The organism is Nocardiopsis sp. CNS-639, from assembly GCF_000381685.1.
GTDB lineage: Bacteria > Actinomycetota > Actinomycetes > Streptosporangiales > Streptosporangiaceae > Nocardiopsis > Nocardiopsis dassonvillei.
Map to the genome: position 1 here is coordinate 1 of NZ_KB906882.1, position 17421 is coordinate 17421.

Sequence of the window (17421 nt, forward strand, 5' to 3'; positions counted from 1 at the left end):
TACCGTTTGGACCCCCACCGCCTGGACCGCGACCACGAGGCTGCTCACGCCGCCCGTGGCCTGGTCGTGCATGACACGTTCCAGGGCAGCTACCAGTTGCAGGCCTGGGGTGGGTCTGGGGATGCGTTGATCGTGCGCGCGGCCATCGACACCTTCACCACCCCACCCTCGGACGAGGACACCCGGTCCCGGTCGCAGCGCGAGCACGACGCGCTCATCGCCGCGCTGCGCTTTGCCACCACCCACACTGGATGTACTCGTGCCCCCGCTCCGTTGGCGCAGATCCGCATCGTCGTGCCGGTACAGACCTACCTGGACGCTCAGGGTCAGGAAAGGCCCGCGCTCGATGAGAACGGTCGGGTGATCCCGGTCGGGCTGGTCCACGAACTGGCCGCCGATGCTGAGGTGGTGCGGATGCTCACCGCCCCACCCACCGGCCAGGTGCTGGATGTGGGCCACAGCCGCCGCCTGGCCTCAACCCGCCAACGCACAGCAGCGTTCCACGGACACGCCACTTGCGCCCACCCGGGCGGGTGTGAGGTGCCGGTGGCGTTGTGCCAGGCCGACCACGTGCGGTCGTTCTCCCGAGGAGGGCGCACGGTGGTGGCCAACCTGCAACCGTTGTGCGGGCCGCACAACCGGGCCAAGTACCAACGCGAACTGCGCACACACCACCAAGGACGAGCACGGGAGTGGGGCCACCCGCCCAGCAGGGACCCAGATCCCCCACCCCGGAAATGACCCCCGAGTCATGCCGAGCCCCGGCATGCCCGTGCCCGGCAATCGGCCCGGGCCCCGCACCACCGTGGTCGCTGCCACCGTCGCCCACCCCCACCCCAGGGGCCGGGACCGCTGCCCGAAGCCGGAGGGCCTGCTCGCCTTTGGTGCCAACGCAGCAGAGGCCGATCACCCTCCGACCTCAGGCGTTGGTCGCCCTTCCAGGCCACTTCGCGGCAGCTGGCGACGCAGCCACCGGCCACCACCCGCAACCAGGGCGTTGAACGGAGCCCCCGGACACCCGCCGCCTTCGCTGCCAACGCAGCAAAGCCCCACCACCCCCGAACACCAACCGTTGGTCACCCTCCCGCACCACTACGCGGCAGCTGGCGACGCAGCCACCGGCCACCACCCGCAACCAGGGCGTTGAACGGAGCCCTCAGACCCCCGCCGCCTTCGCTGCCGACGCCGCCACCGCCACCACCCCCGGCTTGGGCGTTGACCGGAGCCCGTGGACGGTGTTCCCGTCCGTGCTCGTCGGTGAGGACGGCCTTCCCTGTCCGGACACACGGGCGGCGGCCCGGGGGAGCGTCCGCCGGGCCACCGCCGTGTCGCTGTTCCGGAGGCTGCCGTTCCGGACGACGCGGGACCGGAGGGGCCCCGCGGCGCCGGTGCGGGGTCAGGTGATGTGCGGGCAGGAGTCTCGGTAGTCCGAGAAGTCGGAGAAGAACCCGGTGTCGGGCGGCGGGCACAGGAACTGCTCGTAGCGCTCGTCCTCGTCGACGAAGCGCTTGAGCCAGGAGATGCTGTACCTGGCGATGATCGTGTTGGAGAGGTTGGGCGCGAAGTGGCTCGCTCCCTCCAGCTCCAGGTAGGCGCGCTCCAGGTCGCCGTCCAGGCTCTCGTAGAACGGGATGGAGTGCGACCTGACCGACGCGATGCTGTCGTTCTCCGCGCCGATGATCATCGTGGGCACCTCGACGTCCGACCAGTCCTTCTGGAGGTGCCAGGGGGTCAGCGGAATCGCCGCGCGCAGCTCCGGCCGGTCCTCGGCGGCCGCGAGCGTGCCGCCGCCGCCCATCGAGTGGCCCATGACGGCCAGGCGGTCGCCGTCCACCCGGTCGGACACGTCGCTGTCGTCGACCAGGTAGTCCAGGGCGGCCTCGATCTGGGCGCCCCGGCTGTCGGGCTGGTCGTAGCGGGTGTTGGTGTCGATCGTGAACACCACGAAGCCCTGCGAGGCGATCCGGTGGCCCATCCACGCCATCGAGGACTGGCTCGCCGTGTAGCCGGGCGCGATGACGACGCCGCCGAACGTTCCCTCGCTGGTGTCGGTGGGGTAGTAGATCGTGCCGCCGCCGAACCCGCTCACCAGCGAGGACACGCTGTCTTCGTCGGTGTCGAAGTAGCCCTCCTCGGCGGTGACGCTCGACTCGGTCGGCGCGGGGCCGCGCTCGTACGGGTTGGCGGCCTGGGCCGGGGAGACGACGACGCCGGTCAGCCCGGCGGTGAGCGCCAGGGTCATACCCGCGCGGGCGGCGAACCGGGCCACGCGGGAGCGGGGGCCGTGTTGTGCGCCGTCGGTCTCTTCGGGGGAAAGGGGGTATGTTCGCACGGTTTTTCCTTTTTCTCGTGCAGCGGGAATCCGCACACCTCGCGGTGTTCGCGGACCAAGGGTCTCCCGTGGGGGGAAAGCCGACATTACCGTAAGGTAACCGCATGGGTACCCGCAGTGGTCGGCGGTGGCCGCCCCGCCTCTCGGTGGCGGAGGAGGGGGCCGGGTGACCGGCTCCCTTCGGCCGTGGACTCACTATGGTGTCGTTTCGGTAAACGTGCATCCGTTGAATCACCAGTAGTGACGGAGCCCAGCTCGCGGGGGGAGAGGGGGACGTGCGGCCACCCGGTGACCCGGGTGCGCTCGTGGTGCCCTCGGGGCGCCGGTTCCCGTAGCACTGGCTCCCATAGCACCGGCGTCCCGACCCCTCCCCGCACCGGCGGGCCGCGGTGTTTCGGCGGTCCCTCCCCGGGCAGGCGGACCGTGTAGGCGCACGACGAGGGAGTGATGACCATGCCCGGTGCAAGCGAACTTCCGTCGACCCTCCAGCGGTCTCCGAAGAAGGCCCAACGCACCTGGATCAAGGCGCACGACTCCGCTGTGGAGGAGTACGGGGAGGGCGAGCGCGCACACCGCGTCGCCTTCGCGGCGGTCAAGCACGAATTCGAGAAACAGGGCGACCGCTGGGTGCCCAAGCAGCGCTCGGGCCCCTCGGACGAGCAGGCGTCCAACCCCAAGGCCGCGCGCGGACGCGGTGAGGACAAGAAGACCGCCGGGGGAGTGGACGCCAACGCCAGCAAGGAACACCTCTACGAGCAGGCGAAGAAGCTCGGCGTCCAGGGGCGCTCGAACATGAACAAGGACCAGTTGGTCGAGGCGCTGCGCAAGGAGAACGACCGGCGCACCGCCAAGGCGCGCTCCTGACACCACCCCGGCCGCACGCGCCGTCGGCTCATCCCAGGCAGCCCCTCCCGAGCTCCGTCCGGGAGGGGCTTCTTCCTGCGTTGGGGAGGCACCCGTCGCGAAGGCACGCGCGGGGAGGGCGGGCGAGCCGGGCGGGCCAGCCGGGCGCCCGCGACCTCCCGGGCGCCCGCGTCTCCCCTGGCCGCCGGCGCGGAGAGGCCGCGCGTTCCGCCCCGTGCCGCCGGGCGCGGGAGGGGACGGGAACCGCGGCCCCGCCCCCTCCCCCGGCTCAGCTCGCCTGGATCTCCCCGCCGGTCGGGGCCAGGGTCTCGCCGGTGTAGTACGACGACAGCCGTTCGCTGGCGAAGAAGACGTAGGAGGGCGCGATCTCGTCCGGGTCCGCGGCCCGTCCCATGGGCGACTGCTGGCCGAAGCCCTCCGCGCCCTTCTCCCCGAGCGTGGAGGGGATGAGCGGCGTCCACACCGGACCGGGGGCCACGCAGTTGACCCGGATGCCCCGGTCCATGAGCGTCTGCGCCAGCGAGTGCGACAGGTTCATCACCGCGGCCTTGCTGGACGCGTAGTCGATCAGCGACTTGTTGCCGCGCAGGCCGTTGATGGAGCCCGTGATGATGATCGACCCGCCCTCGGGGATGTGCTCCAGCGCCTCGCGGACGGTCCAGAACACCCCCATCACGTTGACGTCGAACGTGCGGCGCAGCTGCTCGGTGCTCAGGTCGGTGAAGTCGTCCACCGGCGCCTGGGTCGCGGCGTGCTCGACCAGGATGTCGATCCCGCCCAGCTCCTCGACCGCGCGGTTCACCAGGTGGGAGCAGAAGGACTCGTCGGCCAGGTCGCCGCGTACGCCCACCGCCTTGCGCCCCTGCTCCTGGACCAGCCCCACCGTGTGCTGGGCGTCGGCGTCCTCGCTGAGGTAGCCGAAGACGATGTCGGCCCCCTCCTTGGCGAAGGCCACGGCGACGGCGCGGCCGATCCCGGAGTCGGCCCCGGTGATCAGCGCCCGCTTCCCCTTCAGCAGGCCGCGGCCCTCGTAGCCGCGCATCTCGTCCCTGGGCTGCGGATCCATCGGCTCGGTCCGGCCGGGGTAGGGCTGGCTCTGCGCCGGAGGCGAAGTCTCGGACATGGTCGTCTCCCCCTGTCGTTTCGGTTCCGCGGGCCCGGCCCGGAATCCGTCCGGGCGTCCCGCGCTGTGCGCCCGGGCGTGCCCGGGCGGTCCTTCCGCGTGCCCGCCCCTACCCCGTTCGCCTCCGCTGACTCGGGCCCGGCGCGGGTCGCCCCGGCCCGGACGGCACCGCGGTGAACGCCGCTCCAAAAGGCGGTCAACGACGTTTGCCCCGAACGGACGTCGGTCAGGTGGAACCGGGGGGAGACCCCGGCACGTGGTACCCGCAGATCGACGGAGGCCTGCTGTGAGCACTGAAGGACGTGGGGGAAGCGAGGGGCGCGACGCCAAGGACCGCCAGCTCGACGCGGTCAGGACCGACTCCGACCAGCCCCTGACCACCGAGACCGGCGTCCGGGTGGGCGACACCGACAACTCGCTCCGGGCCGGGGCGCGCGGCCCCACACTGCTGGAGGACTTCCACGCCCGGGAGAAGATCACCCACTTCGACCACGAGCGGATCCCCGAACGGGTGGTGCACGCGCGCGGCGCGGGCGCCTACGGCCACTTCCGCCCCTACGAGGGGCTCTCCGAGCTGACCGCGGCCCACTTCCTGAGCGGCCCCGACGTCACCACGCCGGTCTTCGTCCGCTTCTCCACGGTCGCCGGGTCGCGCGGATCCGCCGACACGGTGCGCGACGTGCGCGGGTTCGCGGTGAAGTTCTACACCGAGGAGGGCAACTACGACCTCGTCGGCAACAACATGCCGGTCTTCTTCATCCAGGACGGCATCAAGTTCCCCGACTTCGTCCACGCGGTCAAGCCCGAGCCCCACAACGAGATCCCCCAGGCGCAGTCCGCGCACGACACCCTCTGGGACTTCGTGGGCCTGCAGCCCGAGACCACGCACATGATGATGTGGCTGATGTCGGACCGGGCGATCCCGCGCAGCTACCGGACGATGCAGGGCTTCGGCGTCCACACGTTCCGGTTCGTCAACGCCGAGGGCCGCGGCACCTTCGTCAAGTTCCACTGGAGGCCCCTGCTCGGCACGCACTCGCTGGTCTGGGACGAGGCGCAGCGCGTCCAGGGCAAGGACCCCGACTTCAACCGGCGCGACCTGTGGGAGGCCATCGAGCGCGGCCAGTACCCCGAGTGGGAGCTGGGCGTGCAGCTGGTACCGGAGGAGGACGAGCACGCCTTCGACTTCGACCTGCTGGACGCCACCAAGATCATCCCCGAGGAGCAGGTTCCGGTCCGTCCGATCGGAAAGCTGACCCTGAACCGGAACCCGGACAACTTCTTCGCGGAGACGGAGCAGGTGGCCTTCCACACCGCAAACGTGGTCCCGGGCATCGACTTCACCAACGATCCGCTGCTCCAGGCCCGCAACTTCTCCTACCTGGACACCCAGCTGCTGCGCCTCGGCGGCTCCAACTTCCAGCAGATCCCGATCAACCGTCCGGTGGCCCCGGTGAGCAACAACCAGCGGGACGGCTTCGCCCAGCACCGCGTGCACCGGGGCGGGACCTCCTACCACCCCAACAGCCTGGGCGGCGGCTGCCCGGCCCTGGCGCACGGGGAGGGCGTCTACCGCCACTACACGGAGAAGGTCGAGGGCGACAAGATCCGGGTCCGCAGCGAGAGCTTCGCCGACCACTACTCCCAGGCCACGCTCTTCTACAACAGCCTCGCCGACTGGGAGCGCGAGCACGTGGTGGAGGCCTTCCGCTTCGAGCTGGGCAAGTGCGAGGAGCTGGAGGTGCGCCAGCGGGTGGTGGCCAACCTCAACCACGTGGACCACGGGTTGTCCGTCCGGGTCGCGGAGGGGATCGGCGTCGAGCCGCCGGAGCGGGAGGCCACGCCCAACCACGGCCGCTCCTCGCCCGCCCTGAGCCAGCTCAACACCGCGTTCGGCTCCGTCGTCGGCCGCAAGGTGGCCGTCCTGGTCGCGGACGGCGTGGACGAGGCCGCCGTCGAGGCGTTCCGCGAGCCCCTGATCGGGGCCGGTGCCGTGGTCGAACTCCTCGCGGCCGCCGACGGCGCGGTCCGCACCTCGCGGGGCGGCGTCGTCACCGTCGACCGGGCCTACCCGACGGTCTCCTCGGTGCTCTACGACGCGGTCGTGGTGACCGGCGGTCCCGACGCCGCACGGACGCTGGCGGGCGACGGGCTCGCGCGGCACTTCGTGCTGGAGGCGTACAAGCACCACAAGCCGGTGGCCGCGGTCGGCGCGGGGACGGAGCTGCTCGCCCCGCCGCTGCCGGAGGAGCTGACCGGGCCCGTGGACGCCCTGCGGGTGGAACTGGGCGTGGTGGCCTCGCCGGACGCGGGTGAGGACGGCGTCGCCGAGTTCACGAGGCTGCTGGGCGGGCACCGGTTCTGGGACCGGCCGACGGCGTCCGTGCCCGCCTGACGGCGGGGGAGCGACCGACACGGAGCGAAGACGGAGTGAAGGGAGAACAGACGCGATGAAGGTGGGCTACAAGCTCTTCGCCGAGGGTTTCGGCCCCCGCGAGATCGTGGAGCAGGCGGTCCGCGCCGAACAGGCCGGGTTCGACTTCGTGGAGATCAGCGACCACTTCCACCCTTGGCTGTACAGCCACGGCCACTCCGGGTTCGTGTGGTCGATGCTCGCCGCCATCGCCGAACGCACCGACAGCGTCGAGCTGGCCACCGGTGTCACCTGCCCGATCCTGCGGGTGCACCCGGCGATCGTCGCGCAGGCGGCGGCCACCACGGCCATCCTGTCCGAGGGGCGGTTCACGCTCGGGCTGGGGTCGGGGGAGCGCCTCAACGAGCACGTGGTGGGCCAGGGGTGGCCCAACGCCACCCGGCGCCACGAGATGCTGCGCGAGGCGATCCAGATCATCCGCCTGCTGTGGTCGGGCGGCTACCACTCCTACGACGGCAAGTACCTGACCCTGGAGGACGCCCGGGTCTTCGACCTGCCCGAGGAGGCGCCGCCGATCGTCGTGGCCGCGGGCGGCGAGGAGGCCGCCCTGCTGGCCGCCGAGTCGGGTGACGGCCTGTTCTGCACCGAGCCGAGCAAGGCGCTCAACCGGGTCTACGAGGACAACGGCGGCTCCGGCCCCCGCTACGCCGAGGTGCCGCTGGCGTGGGCGACCAACGAGGGCGACGCCCTGGAGTCGGCGCGCGAGCTGTTCCGCTTCGCGCTCACCGGGTGGAAGGTGCAGGCCGAACTGCCCAACCCGGTGAACTTCGAGGCGGCCACCGCCCTGATCGACAGGGACGCGATGCGCGACGTCTTCGCGTACGGGCCGGACCCGGACCGGCACCTTGAGGTGGTGCGGGAGTTCGCCTCCGCGGGGTTCGACCACCTGTGCCTGATCAACGCCGGACCCGACCCGGAGGGGTTCTTCGGCTTCTTCGAGCGGGAGCTGGCCGGACCGATCCGGGCGATGGGCGCCGGTTAGCCCCGGCGGTGCCCGCTGGACGGGCGCCGTCCGGGGCCGGGACCCTCACACGGACCGGGCGTACCCGCGGAGGGAGTCGTGGACGAACACGGCTCCCTCCGCGCTTCCGCGGAGGCCCTCGTGGTCCGGACCCCACGTGGACGCGGCCCGGGTCGCGCACGGGCTCGACGGAGCGCCGCGCGGGGCGCGGCGCTCACCCCCGCGCCGCCGACGCCGGGACCCGACGCCGCGGCGGGGTCAACTCCGTCCGCGCCACCAGGCGAGCAGACGGCTGAGGAGGTCGTCCTCGTGGCCCTCGTCGCTGTCGTCCCGGTCCCCCCCGCGCGCCCCGGCCTCCGGCTGTCCGCCCCCTCCGGAGCCGCCCCTTCCCGCGCCCTCCCGGGGGCCGAGGGCGAGGGGCTCGCCCGGGGTGAAGACCACCGGGAGTTCGCGCAACCCCCGCAGGAACGGCGACGGGACCCAGCGCAGGTCCTCCGGCTCCACGGCTAGCCGTAGCCCGCCCAGGCGCTCCTGGAGCGTGGTGACCGCGATCGTGGCGGTCAGCCGGGCCAGCTCGCGGGCCGGACAGGCGTGCGGCCCGGCGCCGAACATCAGGTGGGCCCGACTGCCCCCCGCCTGGTCGGAGTGGACGGCCGGATCGCGGTGGGCGGCGTCGAAGCCGATCAGCAGGGCGTCGCCCGCGCGGATGTCGACGCCGCCGATGCGCATGTCCTGGAGGGCGATCCGGGCGGGCAGGATCTGGAAGGGCGTGTCGGTCCACATCACGTGGTCGAGCAGCTCGTGGACGGTCATCTGCGCGTCCGTGTAGGCGGCGCGGACCGCCTCGTCGGTGAACAGGGTGCGCATCGTGTTGCCGATGAGGTGTGTGGTGGTCTGGTGGCTCGAATTGTTGATGAGCGCGGCCTGGTGCGCGACCTCGTGGTCGCTCAGCCCCGCGGGGTGCTCCAGCATCCACGACACCAGGTCCTGGCCGGGGATCCTGCGCTTGCGGGCCACCAGTTCGGAGAAGTACTGGTGGATGCGGCCGACGGCGTCCTCGGCGCGTTCGGCGTTCTCGCTGAAGACGATGGACGTGAGGTCGCCCAGCATGTACCCGTAGCTGTCGGAGAGCCCGTACAGGCTGTTGACCACGAGCACGGGCAGGGGGTTGGCGTACTCGGAGATGAGGTCGGCCCTGCCGTCGGCGACGAAGGAGTCGACGAGTTCGTCGGCGATCCGCCGGATCGTGCGGGCGGTGGCGTTCATGTCCACCTTGGCCAGGCTGTCCGCGATGGCCGAGCGCAGCCGGGTGTGCTCGGCCCCGTCGGCGTACAGGGCGTTGGGGCGCCAGGACAGCGCGGGCCGGGCGCAGGCGAGGTCGACGCGCCCCTCGACCACCTCGCGCCAGCGGCGGGTGTCGCGCGAGAAGAGGTGCTGGTTCTGTAACACGGCGAGGTTCTCGTGGTAGCCCAGCAGAAGCCAGGCCCGTACGCCGGTCTCCAGTTCGACCGGGGCCACGGGTCCGTGGCGTTCGCGCAGCGCGGCCCAGAGGCCGTCGCGTCCGGTGGCGGGTGTGGTGCCGTACAGCCGTGTGGTCGTCAACGAACCGAGTCCTTCTCTTCGGGGAGATGGTGTGCCGGTGCGGTGACGGAGGGGAGAAGCGGGATCGCTCATTGTAGAAGGGGCCGCGCTCTTTTTTCAACACGGCGGAGAAAGGGCGCTCGCGTATTAGTGATAAATGGTATTAATGCGCACTTTTTCTGGGGCTCCCGAGCGCCGGAACCCGGGGTCGCGCGCCGCGCGGAGCCGCTCCGCGGCCGGAGTCTGCCACGGGGATGCGACAGTTCCACGGGTGTTCGCAAGCAGGTTCGAAAAGGCCGCTTTTTGTCATAGGGAGTCCGTAGTGTTCTCTGTGTGAGCGATCGATGGAGTACCGACGACGTATGGGCTCTGGCTCCGGACGCCTCCTCCCGCAAGGCCGCCCTGAAGGTGGCCAAGGAGTCGTCCTGGCCCGAGCGCGGAGCGGTCGCCGCCCCCTCCGGCGGCACCTCCGCCGTCTGGGGCGAGTGCAAGGGCAGCGGTTCCAAGCCCTACCTGGCCGCCGTCCACCTGGACGGCGCTGGCGGGACCGCCTACAAGTGCAGCTGCCCCAGCCGCAAGATTCCCTGCAAGCACGTCCTGGGCCTGCTGGCCCTGTGGACCCAGGACAGCGTGGCCGACCGGGAGGAGCGGCCCGAGTGGGTGGCCAAGTGGCTCTCCGGAAGGGCCGCCCGCCAGGAGAAGGCCAACAGCCCGGCGGCCCCCGCCGACCCCGAACGGGCGGCCGCGACCCTGCGCAGGAGGGAGGAGGCGGTCCGGGCCGGGGTCGACGAACTCGGCCTCTGGCTGCGCGACCAGATCGACACCGGGCTGGCCGAGGTGCCCAAGCACGGCTACGACCACTGGGACCGCATGGCCAAGCGGCTCGTGGACGCCAAGGCGGGCGGCGCGGCCTCCCTCGTCTCCCAGCTGCCCTCCGCGGCGCGCGGGGACAGCTGGCCCGAGCGGATGCTCGAACGGCTCGGCCTCCTCCACCTGCTGGTCAACGGCTACCGCGCGGGCGACGCCCTCGACGAGCGCGTACGCGGCGCCGTCCGCTCCCGGGTGGGCATCACCGTCAAGGCCGAGGACGTCCTCGCCGGCGGTGAGCGCGTCCGCGACACCTGGCGGGTCCTGGGCTGGCACGACGCCCCCACCCTCGAAGCCGACATGCGCGTGCGCCGCCTGTGGCTGCGCGGCACCGCGACCGGGCGCGTGGCCCTGTACCTGGCCTTCGCCCGACCCGGCCAGGCGCCCACCACCCCCTTCCGGGCCGGCACCGACGTGGAGGCCGAGTTCGCCTTCTACCCCGACGGCCACCGGGTCGCCCCCGTCGGCGACGGCACCACGACCGAGGCGGCCCCGCCCGAGGGCGGCACGGTCACGCAGGCCCTCGACGCCTTCGCCGCCTCCCTCGCCGAGGACCCCTGGCGCGACACCTGGCCGGTCGTGCTCGACCGCGCCGCCCCCGCCCACGACGGCCGGTGGTACCTCACCGACACCGAGGGCCACGCGCTGCCCCTGGCCTCCCCCGAGCCCTGGCGCCTCCTCGCGGTCACCGGCGGCCACCCCTCCACCGTCGCCGCCGAGTGGTCGCCCGCGACGGGACTCACCCCCATCACCGTGTGGGACCGGAACGGAAAGGCGGTCTCCCTGTGACCCCCGACCCCCTCGCCGCCGTGGACTCCTGGGACCGCCTGGTCTCCACGGCCCTGGTCGGCACCTCCAAGCGCTCCGTCCCCGACACCCCCGACCTGCCCCCCACCCCCGAGGACGAGGACTCCGTCGCCCTCCTGGACCGGGCGGCCCTGATCGCCGTCCGCCGCGCCGCCGGGTACACCCCCGTCACCGGCGTCGAGCCCGTCGAGCCCGGCGCCGAGGACGAGCGCCCCGAGACCGGACAGGCCGCCGCCAACCGGCTGGAGGACATCCTCACGGGACGGACCGAACTCCTCCCGGAGTGGCTGGAGCTGGTGGCCGCCTCGGGGCGGCGCGTCGCGCACTCCAGCGTTCCCGCCCTCCTCGACCAGGGCGCCCGCGACAGCGAGCTGCGCCCCGCGCTCGCGGCCGCGGTCGGCACGCGCGGCCACTGGCTGGCCGGGCTCAACCCCGCCTGGTCCTGCATGCTGGCCGAGTCGGTCCACGCCGACCGCTTCAGCGAGCGCGACTGGGGCTGCGGCACCCCGGGAGAGCGCCGCCGCGCGCTCGCCGCGCTGCGCGTCACCGACCCCGACCGCGCCCGCGAGCTGCTGGCCGCCGTCTGGACCAACCTGGCCAAGGCGGACCTGCGCCGCCGCCTGCTGGAGACCTTCGCCACCGGGCTCGGCCCGGCGGACGCGGACTTCCTCGACCGGGCGCTGGACGACCGCAGCGCCAACGTGCGCGGGATCGCGCTGTCCCTGCTCACCCGGCTGCCCGACAGCGCGCACGCCGAGCGGCTGCGCGGTCACGTCCGCGCGCACGCCTCGCTCAGGGAGGACGGCGCCCTGTGGGTGGACCCCGTCCGCACCCGCGACGCCGCCGTCCACCGCGACCTGGCGCTGGCCGCGCCCTCCAAGGACGACGAGAACGTGCACGAGCGGGCCGAGCGGTTGTGGGCGCTGCTCACCCACGCGCCGCTGGACGTGTGGCCCGGGCTGCTGGGCACCGACCCCGCCAGCGTCTTCGAGGCGGCGAACCGGGAGGCCGTGCAGAACGCCCGTCTGGTGGGCGCCCTGGTCAACGCCGTCGTCGTCCAGCGGAACGTGGAGTGGGCCAGGGCCGTCCTGGAGTTCCTCGGTTCGCGGGGCACGGGACCGGGGTTCCAGACGAGCAGGCTGCTGGAACTGCTGCCGGTCGAGGAGCGCTGCGCGTACGCCGAAGGCGTCCTGACCGACAAGGCCTCCCTCAACCGCTGGGGCGAGCAGCTCCGCGACACGCCTGGCCCCTGGACCCCCGAGCTGAGCGCGCGGGTCATCGCGCGCCTGCACGCCAAGGACCGCAAGAAGGACTACCACGGCTACCGGCTGCTCTGCGAGGCCGCGGCCGTGCACATGCCCCCCGGGCACCTCACCGACCTCCACCAGACCCCTCCGTACAACGACGCCTCCGGCGACGCCTACCTCCGGCTCCGGGACACCCTCCGGTTCCGACTCGACATGCACAGGGAGCTCAGTTGACCACCTCCACCCCCTCCATCGGCACCGACGCCGCCCAGGCCCTGCGCCCGCACGCGGAGCAGACCTACGCCGCCGAGCTGGAGGCGCTGGCCAAGGCCGACGACCGGCAGCGGCCCCCGGGCTGGAAGCTCTCCCCGTGGGCGGTCACCCAGTACCTGCTGGGCACCACCCTGTCCGACGGCACCGAGATCAGCGCCAAGTACATCGGCGCCCGCCGCGTCGTCGAGGTCGCCGTGGCCACCCTGGCCACCGACCGCGCCCTGCTGCTCATCGGCGTCCCCGGCACCGCCAAGACCTGGCTGTCCGAACACCTGGCCGCCGCGATCTCCGGTGACTCCACGCTGCTCGTCCAGGGCACCGCCGGAACCTCCGAGGAGGCCGTCCGCTACGGCTGGAACTACGCCCGGCTGCTCGCCGAGGGCCCCTCCGAGGCGGCCCTCGTGCCCAGCCCGGTGATGACCGCCATGTCGCGCGGCTCCATCGGTCGCATCGAGGAGCTCACCCGCATGCCCTCCGACGTGCAGGACGGCCTCATCACCGTGCTGTCGGAGAAGGCCCTGCCGGTGGCCGAGCTGGGCGTCGAGGTGCAGGCCCAGCGCGGCTTCAACATCATCGCCACCGCCAACGACCGCGACCGCGGTGTCAACGACCTGTCCAGCGCGCTGCGCCGCCGGTTCAACACCGTGGTGCTGCCCGTCCCCGACAGCGCCGAGGACGAGGTCCGCATCGTCACCCAGCGAGTGGAGCAGCTCGGCCGCGCCCTGGACCTGCCCGAGGTGCCCACCAGCCTCACCGAGATCCGGCGGGTGGTCACCGTCTTCCGCGAGCTGCGCTCGGGGGTGACCGAGGACAACGGCACCAAGGTCAAGTCGCCCAGCGGCACGCTGAGCACCGCCGAGGCGATCTCGGTGATCACCAACGGCATCGCGCTGGCCGCCCACTTCGGCGACGGGCAGCTGCGCCCGGCCGACGTGGCCGCGGGCATCCAGGGCGCCGTCGTCCAGGACCGGGTGTCCGACGGCGTGGTGTGGCGCGAGTACCTGGAGACCGTCGCGCGCGGGCGCGACGGCTGGGGCGAGTTCTACCGCGCCTGCCGCGAGGTGGGCGCCTGATGGGTCGGCCCCGACTGGACACGAGCGGGCTGCACGTCCTGGGCGTGCGGCACCACGGCCCGGGGTCGGCCCGGGCCGTCCGGGCGGCGCTGGAGGAGATCAAACCCGACGCCGTGCTGATCGAGGGACCGCCGGAGGCGGACGCCCTCACCTCGCTGGTGGGCGAGCTGGAGCCGCCGGTGGCGCTGCTGGCCTACCTCGCCGACACCCCCAAGGGGGACGAGCCGAGAGCGGGTGACGGTAAGGAAAAGACTGCGCGCGGAGCGCGACCGTTGAGGGTGGCGGAGGGCGACGGGTGGGCGTTCTGGCCCTTCGCCAGCTTCTCCCCCGAGTGGGAGGCCCTGCGCTACGCGGTGGAGAACGACGTGCGGGTGCGCTTTTGCGACCTGCCCGCCGCGAACACCCTGGCCGAGCGCGTCGCCGAGGCCGAGGAGAGGCGCCGGGCCGAGGAGGAGAGCGCCCGCACGGAGGGGGACTCCGAGGACCCGGGGGTCGAGGAGGCTCCCGGGAACCCCGAGGCGGCCGGATCCGGTGGGAACACCGGGCCCCAGGATGGCACCGAGGCATCTGAGAACGGTGTGACCTCCACGAACGGTGGTGGACAAACCTCCGGGAACGACGGGAACACCGGGACCGGAAGCGGCGATGAGACCCTCGGGGCCGCTGGGAGCACGGCGGCTTCCGGGGACACCGAGGCGGCTGGATCCGGTGCGGCTGTCACGGCGGAAGGAAGCGGCGGGACCGACGGGGCCGGGACCCCGGAGGCCGCTGACGGGACGGACGGCGGCGAGGTCGGCGAGCCGGAGCGGATCCGGCTGGACCCCCTGGGGGTGCTCGCCGAGGCGGCGGGCTACGACGACGCCGAGCGCTGGTGGGACGACGTCGTCGAGCAGCGCCGGGACGGGGAGCCCTCCCCGTTCCCGGCGATCGCCGACGCCATGGCCGCCGTCCGCGCCGAGTCCGGCCCCGAGACGGAGCGCGACGCGCGCCGGGAGGCGTACATGCGCCAGACCCTGCGCGCCACCCTCAAGGAGGGCCACGAGCGGATCGCCGTGGTCTGCGGCGCCTGGCACGCCCCCGCCCTGCGCGACCTGGCCGACTACTCGATCAAGGACGACACCGCCCTGCTCAAGGGCCTGCCCAAGGCGAAGGTCACCGCCACCTGGGTGCCCTGGACCCACGGGCGCCTGGCCGCCTCCAGCGGTTACGGCGCCGGGGTCGCCGCCCCCGGCTGGTACCACCACCTGTTCACCGCGCCCGACCTCCCGGTGCACCGGTGGCTGACCGACGCCGCCCGCATGCTCCGCGAGGAGGGGCTGGCGGTGTCCTCGTCCCACGTCATCGAGGGCGTGCGGCTGGCCGAGAGCCTCGCCGTGCTGCGCGGGCGGCCGCTCGCCGGACTCGACGAGGTGGCCGAGGCGCTCACGGCCGTCCTGTGCGAGGGCGAGCCCACCCGGGCCGCCCTCGTCCACCGCCGGATGTCCGTCGGCGAGCGGATGGGCTCGGTGCCCCCGTCCACGCCCATGGTCCCGCTCCAGCGCGACCTCATCGCGATCCGCAAACGCCTGCGGCTCAAGGCCGAGCCCTTCGACAGCGACCTCGACCTGGACCTGCGCAAGGACAGCCAGCGCGAACGCAGCGTGCTGCTGCACCGGCTGCGGCTGCTCGGCGTCGAGTGGGGCGTTCCGCGCACCCCCGACGGCGGGCAGAAGGGCACCTTCCGGGAGTCGTGGCGGCTGCGCTGGGACCCCGACATGGACGTGGCGCTGATCGAGGCCAGCCGGTGGGGCACCACCGTCGCCTCGGCGGCCACGGCCAGGGTGGCCGACCTCGCCGAGGACGCGGCCCTGCCCGCGCTGACCTCCCTCACCGAGCAGTGTCTGTTCGCGGACCTGGGTGGGGCCCTGCCCCGCGTGCTGTCCCTGCTCACCGACCGCGCGGCCACCGACAGCGACGTCACCCACCTGATGGAGGCGCTGCCGCCGCTGGCCCGCTCCGCCCGCTACGGGGACGTGCGCGGCACCGACAGCGCCTACCTGAGCACGGTGGCCGAGCAGATCCTGCGGCGTGTGTGCGTCGGGCTGGCACCGGCCGTGCACGGCCTGGACGACGACGCGGCGGAGCGGTTCGTCCGGCAGATCGACGCCACGCAGGGCGCCGCCACCCTCCTCGGCGGGGAGGGCGCCCGGGCCTGGACGGCGGCCCTGACCGCCCTGGCCGTACGCGACACCCTGCCCGGCCGCATCGCCGGCCGGGTCAACCGGATCCTGTCCGACTCCGGGCTCGTGGACGCCGACGAGCTGCGCCGCCGCCTCGGCCTGGCGATGTCCCCGGGCGCCGAACCCGCCTCGGCCGCGGCCTGGCTGGAGGGGTTCCTCCAGGGCAGCGGGCTGATCCTGGTGCACGACGACCGGCTGCTCGGGCTGATCGACACCTGGCTGCTCTCCCTGCCCGAGGAGCGCTTCACCGCGGTGCTGCCGCTGCTGCGGCGCACCTTCGGGGCCTTCAACGGCCCCGAGCGCCAGGAGATCGGCTCGGCCGCCCTGCGGCTCGGGACGGCGCCCGCCGCCGACCGGGCCGCCCCGGCCCGCGTGGACGTGGACGTCCGGCGCGCGGCCCCGGCCCTGGCCACCGCGCTGGCCATCCTCACCGACGGAAAGGTGCGCACATGAACGCCGTGGACGAGCGGGAGCGCCGCTGGAGGCTCGTGCTGGGCCGGGAGGCGCAGTGCTCCGGCGGAGTCGGCGCCTCCGGACTCAGCGCCGCCGACCAGGGGATGGACGGGGCTCTGGAGGCGCTCTACGACAGCGCCGGACCCGGCAGGACCAGCGCCCAGCGCTCCGCCGGGCTCGGCGGTTCGGCGCCCCGCGTGGCGCGCTGGCTGGGCGACATCCGCGAGTACTTCCCGTCCTCCGTGGTGCAGGTGATGCAGAAGGACGCCATGGACCGGCTGGGGCTGCACCAGCTGCTCCTGGAGCCGGAGATGATGGAGGCCGTCGAGCCGGACGTGCACCTGGTGGGGACCCTGCTGTCCCTCAACCGGGTGATGCCCGACCAGGCCCGCGAGTCGGCCCGCGCGGTGGTGCGCCGTGTGGTGGACGACCTGGAGCGCCGCGTGGCGCAGAAGACGCGGTCCCTGGTGCAGGGGGCGATCGACCGGTCGTCCCGCACCCACCGGCCGCGCCGGGTGGCCGACATCGACTGGAACGCCACCATCCGCCGCAACCTGGCCCACTACCTGCCCGAGCACAACACGATCGTGCCGCAGACCCTGGTGGGGTACGGCCGCCGCAGCCGGGGCGTGCAGAAGGACGTGGTGCTGGCGATCGACCAGAGCGGTTCGATGGCCTCCTCGGTGGTCTACGCGAGCGTGTTCGGCGCGGTGCTGGCCTCGATGAAGACCCTGCGCACGTCGCTGGTCGTGTTCGACACCGCGGTGGTGGACCTGACCGAGCAGCTGACCGACCCGGTCGAGGTGCTGTTCGGCACGCAGCTGGGCGGCGGCACGCACATCAACAAGGCCATCGCCTACTGCCAGGGGCTCATCACCAAGCCGAACGACTCGGTCTTCGTGCTGATCAGCGACCTGTACGAGGGCGGTGTCCGAGCGGAGATGCTGAGGAGGGTGGCCGCGATGCAGGCGGCCGGGGTCCAGGTGGTGGTGCTGCTGGCGCTGTCGGACGAGGGCGCGCCGTTCTACGATCGACAGAACGCGTCCGCGCTCGCCGAGATGGGGGTGCCCGCGTTCGCCTGCACCCCCGACATGTTCCCCGAGCTGATGGCGGCGGCCATCCAGGGGCAACCCCTCACGTCCTGGGTCGAGAAGCACCAGGACGCCTGATCCGGGCGGGCGGGGCCG

12 protein-coding genes are annotated in these 17421 nt (G+C 73.0%); 9 read left to right on the top strand and 3 right to left on the bottom strand.

Features of this window, described 5'->3' with window-relative positions; genetic code table 11:
- Window positions 1–741 (top strand): HNH endonuclease signature motif containing protein (locus tag G011_RS0126780; protein ID WP_019611154.1); only part of this gene is annotated, 741 nt, incomplete at its 5' end.
- 655 nt (window positions 742–1396) lie between these two features.
- On the opposite strand, the gene G011_RS0126785 is transcribed toward G011_RS0126780, so the two are convergent.
- Entirely contained in the window at window positions 1397–2332 is a 936-nt protein-coding gene (locus G011_RS0126785; RefSeq protein ID WP_026338696.1) for a serine aminopeptidase domain-containing protein, read from the bottom strand.
- A gap of 453 nt (window positions 2333–2785) precedes the next feature.
- Here G011_RS0126785 and G011_RS0126790 point away from each other — a divergent pair, with 453 nt between their 5' ends.
- Window positions 2786–3196 carry a ChaB family protein gene (locus G011_RS0126790; protein ID WP_026338697.1) on the top strand — a complete coding sequence of 137 codons (411 nt, stop codon included), beginning with the start codon at window positions 2786–2788 and terminating at the stop codon, window positions 3194–3196.
- A gap of 268 nt (window positions 3197–3464) precedes the next feature.
- Here the strand turns inward: G011_RS0126790 and G011_RS0126795 are convergent, their stop codons facing one another.
- The gene (locus G011_RS0126795; protein WP_019611157.1) at window positions 3465–4319 is read right to left on the bottom strand and encodes an SDR family oxidoreductase; all 855 of its coding nucleotides are present in this window, start codon (window positions 4317–4319) and stop codon (window positions 3465–3467) included.
- A 286-nt stretch (window positions 4320–4605) separates the two neighbouring features.
- On the opposite strand from G011_RS0126795, the gene G011_RS0126800 reads away from it, so the two are divergent.
- Both G011_RS0126800 and G011_RS0126805 read left to right on the top strand, forming a co-directional pair.
- Complete coding sequence (locus G011_RS0126800) at window positions 4606–6714, top strand: catalase (RefSeq protein WP_019611158.1); 2109 nt, start codon at window positions 4606–4608, stop codon at window positions 6712–6714.
- Window positions 6715–6769: 55 nt separating this feature from the next.
- Window positions 6770–7735, top strand: a complete 966-nt coding sequence (locus G011_RS0126805; RefSeq protein ID WP_019611159.1) for a TIGR03557 family F420-dependent LLM class oxidoreductase — start codon at window positions 6770–6772, stop codon at window positions 7733–7735.
- Window positions 7736–7972: 237 nt separating this feature from the next.
- Here G011_RS0126805 and G011_RS0126810 read toward each other — a convergent pair whose 3' ends face one another.
- Window positions 7973–9316 (bottom strand): cytochrome P450, encoded by a 1344-nt coding sequence (locus G011_RS0126810; RefSeq protein ID WP_019611160.1) that lies wholly within the window; start codon window positions 9314–9316, stop codon window positions 7973–7975.
- 387 nt (window positions 9317–9703) lie between these two features.
- Between G011_RS0126810 and G011_RS0126815 the strand changes: the two genes are divergently transcribed.
- From G011_RS0126815 to G011_RS0126835, 5 genes are read left to right on the top strand one after another with little or no spacing between them, the layout of a single operon-like run.
- Window positions 9704–10951 carry an SWIM zinc finger family protein gene (locus tag G011_RS0126815; RefSeq protein ID WP_026338698.1) on the top strand — a complete coding sequence of 416 codons (1248 nt, stop codon included), beginning with the start codon at window positions 9704–9706 and terminating at the stop codon, window positions 10949–10951.
- A complete protein-coding gene (locus tag G011_RS0126820; protein WP_019611162.1) occupies window positions 10948–12450 on the top strand; it encodes a DUF5691 domain-containing protein in 1503 nt (500 codons plus the stop codon). The genes G011_RS0126815 and G011_RS0126820 overlap by 4 nt, the downstream gene beginning before the upstream one ends.
- Complete coding sequence (locus tag G011_RS0126825) at window positions 12447–13562, top strand: AAA family ATPase (protein WP_013155574.1); 1116 nt, start codon at window positions 12447–12449, stop codon at window positions 13560–13562. The genes G011_RS0126820 and G011_RS0126825 overlap by 4 nt, the downstream gene beginning before the upstream one ends.
- Entirely contained in the window at window positions 13562–16234 is a 2673-nt protein-coding gene (locus G011_RS30330; protein ID WP_019611163.1) for a DUF5682 family protein, read from the top strand. Before G011_RS0126825 ends, G011_RS30330 begins: the two co-directional genes overlap by 1 nt.
- Window positions 16231–17403 carry a VWA domain-containing protein gene (locus G011_RS0126835; RefSeq protein ID WP_019611164.1) on the top strand — a complete coding sequence of 391 codons (1173 nt, stop codon included), beginning with the start codon at window positions 16231–16233 and terminating at the stop codon, window positions 17401–17403. The genes G011_RS30330 and G011_RS0126835 overlap by 4 nt, the downstream gene beginning before the upstream one ends.
- The last annotated feature ends 18 nt before the right edge of the window (window positions 17404–17421 follow it).

Excerpts from the sequence above, each read along its gene's own strand:
- G011_RS0126790 (WP_026338697.1), top strand. The coding sequence starts at position 2,786 with ATGCCCGGTGCAAGCGAACTTCCGTCGACCCTCCAGCGGTCTCCGAAG.
- G011_RS0126795 (WP_019611157.1), bottom strand. The coding sequence starts at position 4,319 with ATGTCCGAGACTTCGCCTCCGGCGCAGAGCCAGCCCTACCCCGGCCGG.
- G011_RS0126805 (WP_019611159.1), top strand. The coding sequence starts at position 6,770 with ATGAAGGTGGGCTACAAGCTCTTCGCCGAGGGTTTCGGCCCCCGCGAG.
- G011_RS30330 (WP_019611163.1), top strand. The coding sequence starts at position 13,562 with ATGGGTCGGCCCCGACTGGACACGAGCGGGCTGCACGTCCTGGGCGTG.
- G011_RS0126835 (WP_019611164.1), top strand. The coding sequence starts at position 16,231 with ATGAACGCCGTGGACGAGCGGGAGCGCCGCTGGAGGCTCGTGCTGGGC.